At 66.0% G+C, this 14,046-nt stretch carries 12 protein-coding genes and 1 pseudogene; 4 read left to right on the top strand and 9 right to left on the bottom strand.

Translation table 11 applies throughout. From position 1 onward, the window contains the following. Positions 1 to 2: 2 nt before the first annotated feature. On the bottom strand, positions 3 to 1,409 hold the full coding sequence (locus tag IEW19_RS04675; RefSeq protein ID WP_188570521.1) for a class I adenylate-forming enzyme family protein: 1,407 nt from the start codon (positions 1,407 to 1,409) through the stop codon (positions 3 to 5). 58 nt (positions 1,410 to 1,467) lie between these two features. Here IEW19_RS04675 and ypfJ point away from each other — a divergent pair, with 58 nt between their 5' ends. Further along, on the top strand, positions 1,468 to 2,349 hold the full coding sequence (ypfJ, locus tag IEW19_RS04670) for a KPN_02809 family neutral zinc metallopeptidase (protein WP_188570520.1): 882 nt from the start codon (positions 1,468 to 1,470) through the stop codon (positions 2,347 to 2,349). Positions 2,350 to 2,481: 132 nt separating this feature from the next. On the opposite strand, the gene IEW19_RS04665 is transcribed toward ypfJ, so the two are convergent. The 6 genes from IEW19_RS04665 to IEW19_RS04640 are packed head-to-tail and all read right to left on the bottom strand — an operon-like array spanning position 2,482 to position 7,551. Next, positions 2,482 to 2,814, bottom strand: coding sequence for a metal-sulfur cluster assembly factor (locus tag IEW19_RS04665; RefSeq protein WP_188570519.1), 333 nt, complete (start codon positions 2,812 to 2,814; stop codon positions 2,482 to 2,484). Positions 2,815 to 2,826: 12 nt separating this feature from the next. Then, positions 2,827 to 3,621, bottom strand: a complete 795-nt coding sequence (sufC, locus tag IEW19_RS04660; protein WP_188570518.1) for a Fe-S cluster assembly ATPase SufC — start codon at positions 3,619 to 3,621, stop codon at positions 2,827 to 2,829. A 42-nt stretch (positions 3,622 to 3,663) separates the two neighbouring features. Then, on the bottom strand, positions 3,664 to 4,020 hold the full coding sequence (locus tag IEW19_RS04655; RefSeq protein WP_188570517.1) for a non-heme iron oxygenase ferredoxin subunit: 357 nt from the start codon (positions 4,018 to 4,020) through the stop codon (positions 3,664 to 3,666). Between the two features lie 20 nt (positions 4,021 to 4,040). Next, positions 4,041 to 5,282 (bottom strand): Fe-S cluster assembly protein SufD, encoded by a 1,242-nt coding sequence (gene sufD / locus IEW19_RS04650; RefSeq protein ID WP_188570516.1) that lies wholly within the window; start codon positions 5,280 to 5,282, stop codon positions 4,041 to 4,043. Beyond that, complete coding sequence (gene sufB / locus IEW19_RS04645; RefSeq protein ID WP_110543080.1) at positions 5,282 to 6,745, bottom strand: Fe-S cluster assembly protein SufB; 1,464 nt, start codon at positions 6,743 to 6,745, stop codon at positions 5,282 to 5,284. The genes sufD and sufB overlap by 1 nt, the downstream gene beginning before the upstream one ends. Continuing rightward, positions 6,745 to 7,551, bottom strand: a complete 807-nt coding sequence (locus tag IEW19_RS04640) for a helix-turn-helix transcriptional regulator (protein WP_373283562.1) — start codon at positions 7,549 to 7,551, stop codon at positions 6,745 to 6,747. Before IEW19_RS04640 ends, sufB begins: the two co-directional genes overlap by 1 nt. 125 nt (positions 7,552 to 7,676) lie before the next feature. Between IEW19_RS04640 and IEW19_RS04635 the strand changes: the two genes are divergently transcribed. From IEW19_RS04635 to IEW19_RS04625, 3 genes are read left to right on the top strand one after another with little or no spacing between them, the layout of a single operon-like run. Continuing rightward, entirely contained in the window at positions 7,677 to 8,645 is a 969-nt protein-coding gene (locus IEW19_RS04635; RefSeq protein WP_188570514.1) for an ABC transporter ATP-binding protein, read from the top strand. Next, positions 8,642 to 9,409, top strand: coding sequence for an ABC transporter permease (locus IEW19_RS04630; protein WP_188570513.1), 768 nt, complete (start codon positions 8,642 to 8,644; stop codon positions 9,407 to 9,409). Before IEW19_RS04635 ends, IEW19_RS04630 begins: the two co-directional genes overlap by 4 nt. A gap of 7 nt (positions 9,410 to 9,416) precedes the next feature. Continuing rightward, positions 9,417 to 10,379, top strand: coding sequence for a COX15/CtaA family protein (locus IEW19_RS04625; protein WP_188570512.1), 963 nt, complete (start codon positions 9,417 to 9,419; stop codon positions 10,377 to 10,379). Positions 10,380 to 10,448: 69 nt separating this feature from the next. On the opposite strand, the pseudogene IEW19_RS04620 reads toward IEW19_RS04625, so the two are convergent. Further along, positions 10,449 to 12,702, bottom strand: a pseudogene (locus tag IEW19_RS04620) (SulP family inorganic anion transporter). A gap of 379 nt (positions 12,703 to 13,081) precedes the next feature. Then, entirely contained in the window at positions 13,082 to 14,038 is a 957-nt protein-coding gene (locus tag IEW19_RS04615; protein WP_188570511.1) for a heme o synthase, read from the bottom strand. Positions 14,039 to 14,046: the final 8 nt, after the last annotated feature.

Below are 14,046 nucleotides of genomic sequence, written 5' to 3'. Positions count from 1 at the left end.
GGTCACGTCCCAAGGGAAAGCACCCTGGGGTCCCGGGCAGTGATCCACTCCAGCAGCAGGCTCCGGCTGACCTTTCCGCGGTCCGTGGTGGGCAGTTCCGCCAGGAGGTAGTACTGGAGCGGGCGTTTGTGCCGGGACAGGATGTCCTCCAGGCCGGCCCGCAGTTGGGTGGCGGTTATCCCGCCGTGGGATGGAACCACGCCGGCCACCACGCGCTGGCCGCGCAGGTCGTCCGGCATGCCGGCGGCGACGGCTGCCGCAACCCCGGGAACTGCCCCCAGGGCCAGTTCCACCTCGTGCGGGTAGACGTTCCGTCCGGCGGTCAGGATCATGTCGGCACGCCGGCCCAGGATGTGGAGTTCCCCGTCCGAAAGGTAGCCCTGGTCCCCCACGGTGTACCAGGAACCGAAGGACCGCAGCGCTTCGCCGTCGTCGCCCCACAGGTAGCCGTTGCTCACCATGCCGCTGCGGACGCAGATGTTGCCGTACCCGTCATCTGGGACCTGGGCCCCGGCGTCGTCCAGGATCCTGACGTCGACGCCGGGAAAAGGTTTGCCGATTCCCGTTCCACCCGTGGCGGCAACCTGCCCGGGCGCCAGGCCGGCGCCGGAGACGAAACTCAGCTCGGAGGCGCCGTAGTACTCGTAGATGGTGGCGTTGGGGGCCCAGCGCCGGGCTGCTTCAAGGGTCCGGGCATCGAGCTTGGAGCCTGCGCAGATGATGGTTCGCACACTGGAGGCATCAACGCATCCGGTCATCCCGCGTTCGCTGAGCATCCGCAGCATGGTGGGCACCAGCACCAGCCGGGTGACCCGGTCGTGCGTGATGGCAGCGTGGACGTCGCCGACGTCGAACGCCGCGAGCGTCTGGAACTCGGACCCCGCGTAGAGGCACTCGGCGAGGGCGTAGAGGTTGAGGCTCGCAGCCAGGGGGCCGGGCGCCAGGGTGACGTCGTCCTGGCTGAGGCCGAAGAACCCGATGGAGGCGTCAAAGGACTGTTGCCAGGACCGCCGGGAGCGGGTGAAGGCCTTGGGCACGGACGTGGTCCCTGAGGTGAGGCCGATGAGGAAGCTGGAGTCCGGGGGGCCATCCGCAAGCTCGTCGTCCGGGGACACCGTGGCCGGGACAGCGCACGCCTCCACGCGCCGGACAATGTCCTCCTGCAGGAGTACGGGCCATGATGGGTCAAGGACGGCACACTGGCGGCCGCCGGCCAGTGCGGCCGCGAACTTCACCGCAAAGTCCACGGAATTGGCCTCGGCGAGGGTGGTGACCGGCTTCGTCTCTGCTACGAGGCCGGCAGCAGCGTCCCGCAGCTCCGCCCAGTCCAGGCGCCGCCCGGCGATCACGACGGCGGTGTCGTGCGGCCGTTGCTCAGCCCAGCGCTGGATCTTGTCGAGGAAGGGCACGGATCAACTTTACCGGCCGGCACGGATTGAGCCTGCGGCCCCCGGGTAATGTGACGATATGAGTTTCAATGACAACGTTCAGCTCGATCCCAACCAGGTCCAGGACCGAAGGGGCATGGGCACTGGGGTGAAAGTCGGCGGCGGAATCGGCGGGGGCCTGGTGCTCCTCGTTGCGCTTCTGCTGGGGATCAATCCCAACATGCTCGGCGGGTTGACCGACGGCGGGACCGCGGGTCAGTCCCAGGGCACGGCGCCCGCCTGCACCACCGGCGCGGACGCAGACAAGCGGCTGGACTGCCGGATCACCGGCACCGTCAACAGCCTCAATGCGTTCTGGCCCGGTTACCTGAAGCAGTACAACGTGCAGTATCCGCGCCCGAAAGCCGTGATCTTCAGCGGCGGAACCAACACCGGGTGCGGAGCCGCGACCTCCGAGGTAGGGCCCTTCTACTGCCCCACGGACACCACGGCGTACTTCGATCCCGGCTTCTTCCAGGAACTCGTGGACCGCTTTGGGTCCTCCGGCGGTCCGCTGGCCCAGGAGTACGTGGTCGCGCACGAATTCGGCCACCACATCCAAAACCTGCTCGGTGACCTGAAGCGGGCGCAGCAGGATCCGAAGGGACCCGAGTCCGGCTCCGTCCGCACCGAACTGCAGGCGGACTGCTATGCAGGGTTGTGGGCAAAGTACGCCTCCACCACTCCGGACCCCCGCACCGGCCAGCCCTACCTGGAACCCCTCACCCAGCAGGATGTGAACGACGCCCTGTCGGCGGCCGCCTCAGTGGGCGATGACCGGATCCAGAAAGCCGCCACCGGCCGGGTCTCCCCGGAAGGCTGGACGCACGGCTCCAGCGAGGAACGCCAGCGCTGGTTCTCCCGGGGCTACCAGTCCGGCGACATCAAGCAGTGCGACACGTTCTCCGCCGCCACCCTTTAACCCCATCGATTGCTGCCTAACTGCCGTTTTGAGAGGTCATAACGGCAGTTACGCAGCAATCGATGAACCAACGACGACGGCCGGTCACCTTTCCCGGGAAAGGTGACCGGCCGTCGTCGTACGTTAAGGCGACTAGATGTTGAAGCCGAGGGCCCGCATCTGGTCCTTGCCGTCGTCGGTGATCCGCTCGGGACCCCATGGCGGCATCCATACCCAGTTCAGGCGCCACTCGTCAACGACGCCGTCCAGGGCCTGGCCCACCTGCTCCTCGAGGACATCGGTGAGCGGGCAGGCGGCGGTGGTGAGCGTCATGTCGATCAGCAGCGCGCCGTCGTCATCGGAGTACTTCAAGCCGTACAAAAGGCCCAGGTCCACTACGTTGACGCCAAGCTCAGGATCGATGACGTCCTTGAGCGCCTCTTCGACGTCCTCCAGGGCCGTACGGCCCGGCTTGATTTCGGTCATGACTGGTCCTAACTAGGCCTGGACTGCGGCGTCAGCCGCGATGGTGGCTGCACCGGCGCCCTTGGCGTAACGGTCGTAGCCTTCTTCCTCAAGGCGGTCGGCAAGCTCAGGGCCGCCCTCCTCGACAACCTGGCCGTCCACGAACACGTGCACGAATTCAGGCTTGATGTACCGCAGGATGCGCGTGTAGTGCGTGATGAGCAGCGTGCCCATGTTTCCTTCTGCGTGGGCGCGGTTGACGCCCTCGGACACAATCTTCAGCGCGTCAACGTCCAGGCCTGAGTCGGTCTCGTCCAGGATGGCGAACTTGGGCTTGAAGAGCTCCAGCTGGAGGATCTCGACGCGCTTCTTCTCACCGCCGGAGAAACCTTCGTTGACGTTGCGCTGGGCGAAGTCGGCGTCGATGCGCAGCTGCTCCATGGCGGCCTTGACGTCCTTGGTCCAGGTGCGCAGCTTGGGTGCTTCGCCGTCAATTGCGGTCTTGGCGGTCCGCAGGAAGTTGGTCATGGTGACACCCGGCACCTCCACCGGGTACTGCATGGCGAGGAAGACACCGGCGCGGGCGCGCTGGTCAACGCTCATGGCCAGCACGTCTTCGCCGTCCAGGGTGATGGTGCCGCTGGTGACGGTGTAGCGGGGGTGGCCCGCAATGGTGGAGGCGAGGGTGGATTTGCCGGAGCCGTTGGGGCCCATGATGGCGTGCGTTTCGCCCGTCCTGATGGTCAGGCTGACGCCCTTCAGGATCTCCTTGGTGCCCTGTTCCGTCTCAATGCTGACGTGCAGGTCCTTGATCTCAAGAGTTGACATGCTCTTCTTTCTTTTCGCTCGTAAGTCTGGTGCTGCCGGCGCTCAGTAATTATTTACTGCTGCGCCGTTCAAAACGTTGGTGACGTCCACGTAGACGTCGTCTCCGTCGAGCTCGACGGCGAACACCGGAACAGGGTCGTAGGCGGGGAGCTGCAGTGGCTGGCCGCTGCGCAGGTCGAACTTGGAACCGTGGCCCCAGCACTCGATGGCGCAACCTTCCACATCACCTTCGGACAGCGAGATGTCTGCGTGCGAGCAGGTGTCTCCAATGGCGTGGATGTCGCCCATCGAGTCCCGGACCACGGCTACGGGGTAGCCGTCGACCAGGATCCGCAGCGCCTGCTTGACCTGGATGTCACTGGCGCTGCACACCAGCTCGCCCTTGTGTTGTCCGCTCATACGTTCCTGCCTGCCTGTCTTCAGTTCTCGGATGCCGCGAGTTCGCGTTCCACAGCCTCGGTCAGGCGCTCTTCGAGGGCCGGGACCTTGATCTGCTGGATGATCTCGTTGAGGAAGCCGCGGACCACCAGGCGGCGGGCAACATCCTCGGGGATGCCTCGGGCCATCAGGTAGAACAGGTGTTCGTCATCGAAACGGCCGGTGGCGCTGGCGTGGCCCGCGCCCTCAATCAGGCCGGTCTCGATTTCCAGGTTGGGCACGGAGTCCGCGCGGCAGCCGTCCGTGAGGACCAGGTTCTGGTTCTTCTCGTAGGAGTCAGTGCCTTCGGCCTGCTTCTGGATCAGCACGTCGCCAACCCAGACCGTGTGTGCACCCTTGCCCTGCAGCGCGCCCTTGTACAGAACGTTGGACTTGCAGTTGCCCACGTTGTGGTCCACGAAGGAACGGTGCTCCAGGTGCTGGCCGGCATCGGCGAAGTAGAGGCCCAGGAGCTCGGCCTCTGCGCCCTCTCCGGCGAACCGGACGTTGGAGTTCAGGCGGACGATCTTTCCGCCGAGCGTGACGGCGATGTGCTTGTACACGGCGTCCTTGGCAACCTCGGCGTCGTGCTGTGCCAGGTGCTTGGCGTCGTCCTCCCACAGCTGCAGGGAAACAACCGTGAGGTGGGCGCCTTCGCGGACCAGGACCTCAACGTTGCCGTTGTGGTCGGCAGTGCCGTCATGTTCGATGATGACAACGCCGCGGCTGTTTGCCCCTGCCTCGATCACCAGGTGGGAATTGGTGCGGCGGTCCGCGCCGTTGCCGGTGAGGACCAGGCGCACCGGGGCGTCCAGCTCCGCGTTGGCCGGGATGGAGATCAGCTGGGCTGCCTCCGTGTTGGCGGAAGCCACGACGGCGGCACGGTCGGCCGGGATCAGCGTGGCACCACGGGGGGCCTCGCCGGCACGGAGCGTCCGCTGCACTACGGCTGCGGGGGCCTCGACGGTAACGCCCAGCGCTCCTGCCTCCGACGGAGAGTCCGACAGAAGGTTGGCCAGTTCGCGCACCGGGGTGAAGCGCCATTCTTCTTCCCGGCCGTTGGGCAGGGCGAAGTCGGCCACGTCATGGCTGGTGAGGCGCTCGGCCCGGGAGGCCATGACCTGCGTGCCGTGGCTGTGGTGGCGGTCAACCTTGGAGGCGACGAGGTGCTCGCCCTCCTCGGTGAAGCCTGCGATCGACGGTGCGCCGATGCGCGCCTTTTCGGTAGTTGCTTCGGCAGTCATTAACCGACGGATCCTTCCATCTGGAGTTCGATGAGGCGGTTCAGCTCGAGGGCGTATTCCATGGGTAGTTCGCGGGCGATCGGCTCGATGAAGCCGCGCACGATCATGGCCATGGCCTCGTCCTCGGGCATGCCGCGGGACATGAGGTAGAACAGCTGCTCCTCGCTGACGCGGGAAACCGTTGCCTCGTGTCCCAGCTGCACATCGTCCTCGCGGATGTCGATGTACGGGTAGGTGTCGGACCGGGAGATGGTGTCCACCAGCAGCGCGTCGCAGCGCACGGTGTTGGCCGAGTGCTTGGCGCCTTCGCGGACCTGAACCAGGCCCCGGTAGGCTGCGCGGCCGCCGCCGCGGGCAACGGACTTGGAGATGATGGAGCTCTTGGTGTTCGGCGCGATGTGGACCATCTTGGAGCCGGTGTCCTGGTGCTGGCCTTCGCCCGCGAAAGCGATGGACAGGGTTTCGCCCTTGGCGTGCTCACCAACCAGGTACACAGCCGGGTACTTCATGGTCACCTTGGAACCGATGTTGCCGTCGACCCACTCCATGGTGGCGCCCGCTTCGCAGACAGCGCGCTTGGTCACCAGGTTGTACACGTTGTTGGACCAGTTCTGGATGGTGGTGTACCGGACGCGGGCACCCTTTTTGACGATGATCTCCACGACGGCGGAGTGCAGCGAGTCCGAAGTGTAGATCGGGGCGGTGCAGCCTTCGATGTAGTGGACGTAGGAGTCCTCATCGGCAATGATCAGGGTGCGCTCGAACTGGCCCATGTTTTCCGTGTTGATCCGGAAGTATGCCTGCAGCGGGATGTCCACGTGGACGCCCTTGGGGACGTACACGAAGGAGCCGCCGGACCAGACAGAGGTGTTCAGCGAGGCGAACTTGTTGTCGCCCACCGGGATGACGGTCCCGAAGTACTCCTGGAAGATCTCCGGGTGTTCCTTCAGCGCGGTGTCGGTGTCCAGGAAAATGACGCCCTGGGCTTCGAGGTCCTCGCGGATCTGGTGGTAGACAACCTCGGACTCGTACTGGGCTGCGACGCCGGAAACCAGGCGGCTGCGCTCAGCTTCCGGGATGCCCAGCTTTTCGTAGGTGTTCCGGATGTCCTCGGGCAGGTCTTCCCAGGTGGCCGCCTGCTTCTCGGTGGAGCGGACAAAGTACTTGATGTTGTCGAAGTCAATGCCGGAGAGGTCTGCACCCCACGTGGGCATGGGCTTGCGGTCGAAGTACTTCAGGCCCTTCAGGCGCAGGTCAAGCATCCACTCGGGTTCGCTCTTCTTGGCCGAAATGTCCCGGACTACCTCTTCATCGAGACCACGCCGTGCATTGGCGCCGACGTCGTTCTTGTCGGCCCAGCCGTACTCGTAGTTGCCGATGCCGTGGAGCTCGGGATTCTTTTCCAGAATCTCCGAGATCACAGTGTTTTCGGCTACTGCTTTCTCTGATAGTTGGTCCGTCATCACGGCCTTTCTTGCTGATGGTTGGTTACTTCGTCCAGGCTGGCGGGGGCTGCGGCCGGCATCGTGGCCGGTTTGGCAGACAGCCTGCCTGTTGGTATGTGGGTGGTGCAGACGTGGCCGCCGCGCGCCAGGGTGGAGAGCCGGCGTACGTCAACTCCCACCAGCCTTGAGAAGACTTCGGTTTCCACGTCGCAGAACACCGGGAAGCGGGCGGCGAGCTGCTGGATGGGGCAGTGGCCCTGGCAGAGCTGGACACTGGAGAGCGCCGCGGGCAGGGGTGCCTTCGCTTCGATGGAGGCGGCGGAGGCCACGAAGTTATCGCGGCTCAGGGCGGCGGCGAGTGCGGTGGCCCTGTCCCGGACATCAGCCCCGGCTTGTTCAATTTCAGGTGCGTAGCGCCGCTCCATGTCGGCGAACCGCTCCTCGGCAAAAGCGCGCACGGCATCGGGTCCGGCCAATTTTTGCAGCTGCTGGAGAGCAAGGGCGGCGATGTCCAAGTAGTCATTGCCCAGGCTCGACTGGCCCTGGGAACTAAGGACGTAGCGGCGGGCGGGGCGGCCGGCACCTGCTCCGGGTTTGGCAACCCGCTTGACTTCGATGACGCCGGCACGTGAAAGGTGGTCCAGGTGGCGCCGGACCGCCGCCGGGGTGAACCCCAGCATGTCTCCCAGTTCGGCCGCGCTGACGGGCCCGTGCTCCAGGACGGCAGCAAGGACCCGGTCCCGGGTGCGCTCGTCCGCATCAGCCACAGGGCTGGATGCCGACGGACCGGGCCCGGCCATGGGCACAGCAGTAGCGTTGGTCATGGAATACACAACACAATCATGTCGTAATTTAGTCCCGGGCTCCAGTAAGGGCAGGCTGACCTTGGGTGGCCACAGCACGCCGGCAGGACGGACGGCGGTAAATCTACATCCCGTAGAATACTGTGGTGCGATCCCCCCAGTCTCCCGTCTTGTCCATCCATGGACTCATCAAGGACGTTGGCCCCCTGTCCAGCCTGGACGGAAAGATGCTCAGGGTTGTCAGCGGCATATCCCTCATTGCGGAGCGCGGACAGGTAACCGCCCTGCTGGGTGCGAACGGCGCCGGAAAGACCACCACCCTTGAATGCGCCCAGGGCCTGCAGAAGCGCAGTGGCGGCAGCATCTCGCTGCTGGGGCAGGACCCGGCCACCGCCGGTGCCCACCTTCGCTCCCGCGTAGGTGTGATGCTGCAGGACGGCGGGCTCCCGCCGTCGGCACGGCCCCTGCCGCTGTTGCGGCACATTGCCGGGCTGTACGCCCGGCCCTGGCCGATGGAAGACCTGGTGGGCAGGCTCGGTATCGATACCTTCAGCAGGACGAGCGTCCGGAGGTTGTCCGGCGGCCAGAAGCAGCGCCTGGCACTTGCCGCGGCCTTGATCGGCAGGCCCGAAGTACTGTTCCTGGACGAGCCCAGCGCTGGCCTGGATCCCCAGTCCCGGCAGCTGGTGTTCGACCTGATCGCGGAACTGCGGAACAGCGGGATGGGGATCATCCTTACCACGCACCTCATGGACGACGCCCAGCGCCTGGCGGACTACGTGTACATCATCGACGGCGGCCGCAACGTGGCAGAGGGAACCGTCCAGGAGCTGCTGCAGCGCAGCCCTGCCGCGGAGCAGGGCGCCGACCAAATCCGGACTCTCGTGTTCGAAGCCCCGGCCGGCCTGGACCTGTCCACCGTGCTGCCTGACGACGTCGACATGTCAGAAGCCCGTGCCGGCAGCTACACCGTCACCGGCGCCCTCACGCCGCGCCACCTCTCCGCCCTCGCACAGTGGTGGGAAGCGAAGGGCATCATGCCGGCATCCATGAGCCTTCAGGCGCGTAGCCTTGAAGACGTCTTTCTGGACATTTCAGGAAAGGACATCCGATGAGCACCGCAGCAACCCCGGAGGCGCAGCAGCCCGCGCCCCTGCTGCGCCGTGTCCTGCTGCAGGGCAAGTACGAGGCACTGACAATGTTGCGGAACGGCGAGCAGCTGATCCTTGCGGTGGTGCTGCCGCTGCTGGCACTTGTTGGCCTGACCGTGACCCCTTTCCTGGACGGGATGGGCTCCAGCCGCATCAACGTGGCCGTTCCGGGGATCCTTGCCCTGTGCGCCATGTCCACGGCTTTCACCGGCCAGGGCATCGCCACCGGTTTCGACCGCCGCTACGGGGTGCTCCGCTTCCTGTCCACCACGCCGCTGGGCCGCGGCGGCCTGATCGCAGGCAAAGTCCTCTCGGTCCTGGCCGTCCTCTGCATCCAGGTGGTGGTGGTGGGCCTGGTTGCCCTGGCGCTGGGTTGGCAGCCGACGGCGGCGGGCTGGCTCCCGGGGCTGGCGCTGCTCGGGCTGGGCGCGGCGGCTTTCACCGCGCTGGGCTTGCTGGTGGCCGGAACAGTCCGGCCGGAAGCCACGTTGGCCATCACCAACCTGCTCTGGATCCTCCTTGGAGCCATGGGCGGCATTGTCATCCCGGCCGAACGGCTGCCGGCCACAGCGCAGGCCGTCGTGCACTTCCTTCCGTCCGGCGCGTTGGGCGAATCGATGCGCGCCGCCTTCCTGGGCGGGGCCGTGAACGGCAGCGCCGCCCTCATCCTGCTGCTCTGGACCGTTATCGCCGGGGCAGCAGCCATCCGTTGGTTCAAGTGGAATTGAGATAATCGTGACCACGGCTTCACGCCTCCCCCAGATCGCCGGCCGCCTGGCGTCGCGGCTCCCCCGCACCGTGGACGTCCGCATCCGCCGCCTCGCCGTCGCCTCCCTGATCGGCCAGACACTTTTGGTGGTCACCGGCGGCGCGGTCCGCCTGACCGCGTCAGGCCTCGGCTGCCCCACCTGGCCACGCTGTACCTCGGACTCCCTGGTGAACACCCCTGCGATGGGCATCCACGGGTTCATCGAGTTCGGGAACCGGCTCCTGACGTTCGCGCTGGCAGCTGTGGCAGCCCTCATGCTGGTGTACCTGTGGAACCTGCGCAAGGAACGCAAGGACCTCTTCCTGCTGGCCCTCGGGCTGCTTGCCAGCATCCCCGCCCAGGCGGTGATTGGCGGTGTCACGGTCCTTACCAACCTCAACCCGTGGGTGGTGGGACTGCACTTCCTGGTGTCCATGGCCCTGGTGGTGTTTGCCACCTTGCTGGTTAACCGTGCCTTCGGCCGCACAGGCCGGTTCCAGGCTTCCCTGGCCGCCGCCCTGCCCGCAGTGCTGCGCCCGGTGACGGCCGCCGTCGCCCTTTTTTCTGCCGTGGCCGTGATGCTGGGCGTCGTAGTGACAGGAGCGGGGCCGCACGCCGGTGACGCCGATGCTCCCCGCAACGATCTCGACTGGGACCTGTTCTCCCACATCCACGCGGTGCCGGCGTACCTGGTCACCGCCGGGACCTTGGTGGCCCTGGTATTGGTCATCAGGCGCCACGTCACGGGCCCCTTCCGGAGTGCCGTCCTGATGCTTCTCGCGGTCACGGTGCTGCAGGCGGTCATCGGTTTCACGCAGTATTACAACGGGATTCCGGCGTTGCTGGTGGCGGCCCACATGCTGGGCGCAGCCCTGCTGATGGCTGCATCGACGAACGCCTGGGACATCGCCCGCTCCAGCGCTGTTGCTTCGTCAAAAGCGGTGAAGTAGGGGCACGCTCCTTCCCCCGCGTCACCGCCGTCGTGGCGACTTAATCACGGGACGCTGCCTCCAGGGCAACTACCGGCCGGCCAGTGCGCTGCCCTGGACCGCTGCTTCAACGGCTGGGTCCAGGTTCTCGATGCCATTGGCCGTGACCCGGAGGACGCTTGCAGTGGCAATGTCATAGAACAGGCCCGTGGCACCGCTCCGCCTTCCAGCGCAGGGCCCGCCACCGGATGGTCCTGCAGCTTGGCCAGCTGCACGGCCACGTTGACCATCGCCAGCTGGTCCGCGGTGCCGTAACCCGCTGCCGCGGCCTGCCTGCCGACGGGGTGCCCCGCCAGCACTGCTGTGTGGCTTGGACGGGCGTGGTCCAGCCAGCGCCCGAATGCCGGGCCCAGGGAACTGTGGTCCGCGCCGTCTGCTTCGGCGAGGAGCGCCTTCATGGCACCGCAGTTGGAATGACCGCAGATAACCAGGGACTGAACCCCCAGGCCGTTGACGGCGAAGGACAGGGCTGAGTCGATCGAGGCGTCCTGGCCGTGGCTGCACACCACGTTGCCGATGTTCCGCAGGGTGAGCAGGTCCCCCGGGCCGCTGCTGGTGATCAGATTCGGGTTGACGCGGGAATCGATACAGGCCACGAACAGGCTGTCCGGATTTTGCCCTTCTGCCAGGTCATGCACCAGCGGACGGACCTGGTGGGCAGACCGGCGGTGGTATTTGTTGATGCCATCCAGCAGCGGCTCCGTCCTTGGCGGAAGGGGCAACTCGGTGGCGTCTTCGCGCCTAGGTGCCTGGTGCGCAGCGTCCTGGAACACGGTGTTGCCGTGCTCCTCAAGGTTCACCGTACCGCCCGTGGCCTGGTGCTGGAGCTGCCAGGCGAGCAGGGCTTCGCGGAAGGAATGGTCAACGTTGTCCGCGTTGAGTTCGACCACCGCGTCCGCGCCGGCAGGCACTGACTGCAGTACGCCGTTGAGCTTGGGCAGCGCGAAGAAGCTGCACGACCCGGCAATGGTCACGCGCCAGGGCGACGACGGGACGGCAGGCCGGTGGACATGGATCGGGGCGCGCAGGACACGCCACAGGACATGGGCGGCGGCGAGGGCCAGGCCGATCATGACGCCTTCGAGCAGGTTCAGGAACACCACGCAGATGACGGTGACGGCATAAATCGCCAGGTCCCCGGTCCGCAGGCTGGTACGGATGTCGGCCACTTTGATCAGGCGCGCACCGATGACCACCAACAGACCGGCCAGGACGGCCAGCGGGATCAGGCCCGCAAAGAGGCAGAGAACGCAAGGACCCAGACCCCGTGCAGCACTGCGGAGGTCCGGGTGGCTGCGCCCGCCTCAACATTCGTGGCGCTGCGCACGATGACGCCGGTTACGGGCAGTCCGCCGAGGGATCCAGAGACGATGTTTGCGGTGCCCTGGCCGATCAGCTCCCTGTTGAGGTTGGTGCGCGGGCCGGTGTGCATCTTGTCCACGGCCACAGCGGACAAGAGGGATTCAAGGCTGGCGATCAAGGCCATGGTCAGGATGGCGAAAGCGAAGGCTCGCCAGTTGTCGTCGGGGAGCTGCGGCAGGCTGATGGCCGAGAGAATCGAACCATCCAGGGAGATCCGCTCAACGCCGGGGGCAAAGGCCACTGCGAGTGCGGTGCCTGCCGCCACGGCGGCGAGGGGGCCGGGCATGCGCCGGACAGCGGCCGGCAGGAAATTCCAGCACAGGAGGATGGCCACGACGGCCACTCCGAGCAGGGCAGCATGAAGTTCCAGGTGGGTGATGGCTGCCGGCAGTGCGGCGAGGTTTTCGAGGGCCGAGCCCGCAGGGCGGGACCCGAGAAGCACATGCAGTTGCTGCAGGATGATGGTGACCCCGATGCCGGCAAGCATGGCCTTGACCACTACCGGTGAAACGGCCAGGGCGGCCCTGCCCACCCGACTGATGCCCAGCAGGAGCTGCACCACGCCGGCTGCCGCTGTGATGGCGCAGGTCACCTGCCACCCGAATTCGTGGACCAGGCCTGCCACCACGACGGTCAACCCGGCGGCCGGTCCGCTCACCTGGAGCGGTGAGCCGCCGAGGCTTCCGGCCACGATCCCGCCGATGGCGGCGGCAATGAGTCCGGCCATGACCGGCGCTCCGGAAGCGGCTGCGATGCCTAGCGAGAGCGGGAGGGCTACAAGGAACACCACCAACGACGCCGGCACATCGGCGCCAACATGGGCGGCAAACGGCGGGCGGGGGAATGGAAAGCGGCGGCGGCTTCGCTTTCCTCCCGGCGGGCTGTGGCTGGGAGCAGGTACGGCGGACGGACGGGCTTCCATGGATTTTCCTTTGGTTGCGGGAAGGGTCCGCTCCACCGTAAGCAGTTTGTCATTGGCAATGACAGTCGAATTGACGGATATGACGTATTTGTCAATTACTGCTGGAGGCCTTTCCGATCCTCACTGCCCCTCAACGCCCCATCACCTCCTGCGGCTTTTTCCTTAACGCCCCAGCAGGTCACGGCTCTACTCAAGTGGCGCCGCAACCAACGCGAATCCAACGCTGATGTCGCGTTGGCCGATAAGCCGCAGGAGGTGATGGCGCGTTTCGTCATTGGGTGCAGGAGGTGATGGCGCGTTTCGCGGGAAGCCAAAACGGCGGCTCCCACCGTGAGGTGGAAGCCGCCGCCCTGTTGAGCTCGGGATCGGGTGGCGGGGTCTAGCCGATAATGGCATGCCCGACAAACGGGTCCACCGCCAGGGCGATGAACAGCAGCGTCAGGTAGCTGATGGAGCCGTGGAACACCTTCATGGCGCGCTTGTCCTGGATGTCCTCGCGCTGGGCGCGGGCGTAGAGGGCATGGGACTGGTAGAGGAACCAGGCGCCGGCGGTGACCGCGGTGACCGTGTAGACCCAGCCGGCCCCGCCAGCGGGGATCATCAGAAGTGAGCAGGCGACCATGGCCCAGGCGTAAAGGACCACCTGCACAGACACCACCTTGGCGCCGGCGATGGCGCCAAGCATGGGGACATTGGCATTGCGGTAGTCCTCGCCGTAGCGCATGGACAGCGGCCAGTAATGCGGCGGTGTCCATAGGAAGATCACCATGAACAGGATGATGGCGGGCCACTCCACGGAGTTGGTCACGGCGGCCCATGCAATCAGGACAGGGAAGCAGCCTGCTGCGCCGCCCCACACAATGTTCTGCGCAGTGCGACGCTTGAGGATCATGGTGTAGATGACCACGTAGAAGAAGATGGCGCCGAGCCCCAGCCAAGCGGAGAGCGGATTGGCGCCGAACCAAAGGATCACGATGGCGGCCGCGCCAAGCAGCCAGGAGAAGACGAGGGCTTCGCGGGGGGTGACTTCCCCGGTGACCAGCGGCCTGTTTTCGGTCCGGTGCATCAGTTTGTCGATATCCCGGTCAATGTAGCAGTTGAATGCTCCGGCGCTGCCGGCCGCGAAGGCGCCGCCCACCAACGTGGCAAGGATCAGCCCGATGGAAGGGAAGCCCCGCTCGGCGTAGATCATGGTGGGCAATGTGCTGACCAGGAGCAGTTCGATCACGCGCGGCTTGGTGAGGGCGAGATACGCCTTGGCCTTACGGGCAAACCCGGCGCCGGAGGCCCGGGATGCTTTCAGCGGCGTATCTGTTGTGCTCACGGTGGCAGTCACCCGTTCTG

This window comes from Arthrobacter liuii, from assembly GCF_014639275.1.
Taxonomy (GTDB): Bacteria; Actinomycetota; Actinomycetes; order Actinomycetales; family Micrococcaceae; genus Arthrobacter; species Arthrobacter liuii.
Note: the sequence above shows the minus strand (reverse complement) of the source record. Positions and strands in the feature narration are given on the sequence as shown.

Excerpts from the sequence above, each read along its gene's own strand:
- ypfJ (WP_188570520.1), top strand. The coding sequence starts at position 1,468 with ATGAGTTTCAATGACAACGTTCAGCTCGATCCCAACCAGGTCCAGGAC.
- IEW19_RS04665 (WP_188570519.1), bottom strand. The coding sequence starts at position 2,814 with ATGACCGAAATCAAGCCGGGCCGTACGGCCCTGGAGGACGTCGAAGAG.
- sufC (WP_188570518.1), bottom strand. The coding sequence starts at position 3,621 with ATGTCAACTCTTGAGATCAAGGACCTGCACGTCAGCATTGAGACGGAA.
- IEW19_RS04655 (WP_188570517.1), bottom strand. The coding sequence starts at position 4,020 with ATGAGCGGACAACACAAGGGCGAGCTGGTGTGCAGCGCCAGTGACATC.
- sufD (WP_188570516.1), bottom strand. The coding sequence starts at position 5,282 with ATGACTGCCGAAGCAACTACCGAAAAGGCGCGCATCGGCGCACCGTCG.
- sufB (WP_110543080.1), bottom strand. The coding sequence starts at position 6,745 with ATGACGGACCAACTATCAGAGAAAGCAGTAGCCGAAAACACTGTGATC.
- IEW19_RS04640 (WP_373283562.1), bottom strand. The coding sequence starts at position 7,551 with ATGACCAACGCTACTGCTGTGCCCATGGCCGGGCCCGGTCCGTCGGCA.
- IEW19_RS04630 (WP_188570513.1), top strand. The coding sequence starts at position 8,642 with ATGAGCACCGCAGCAACCCCGGAGGCGCAGCAGCCCGCGCCCCTGCTG.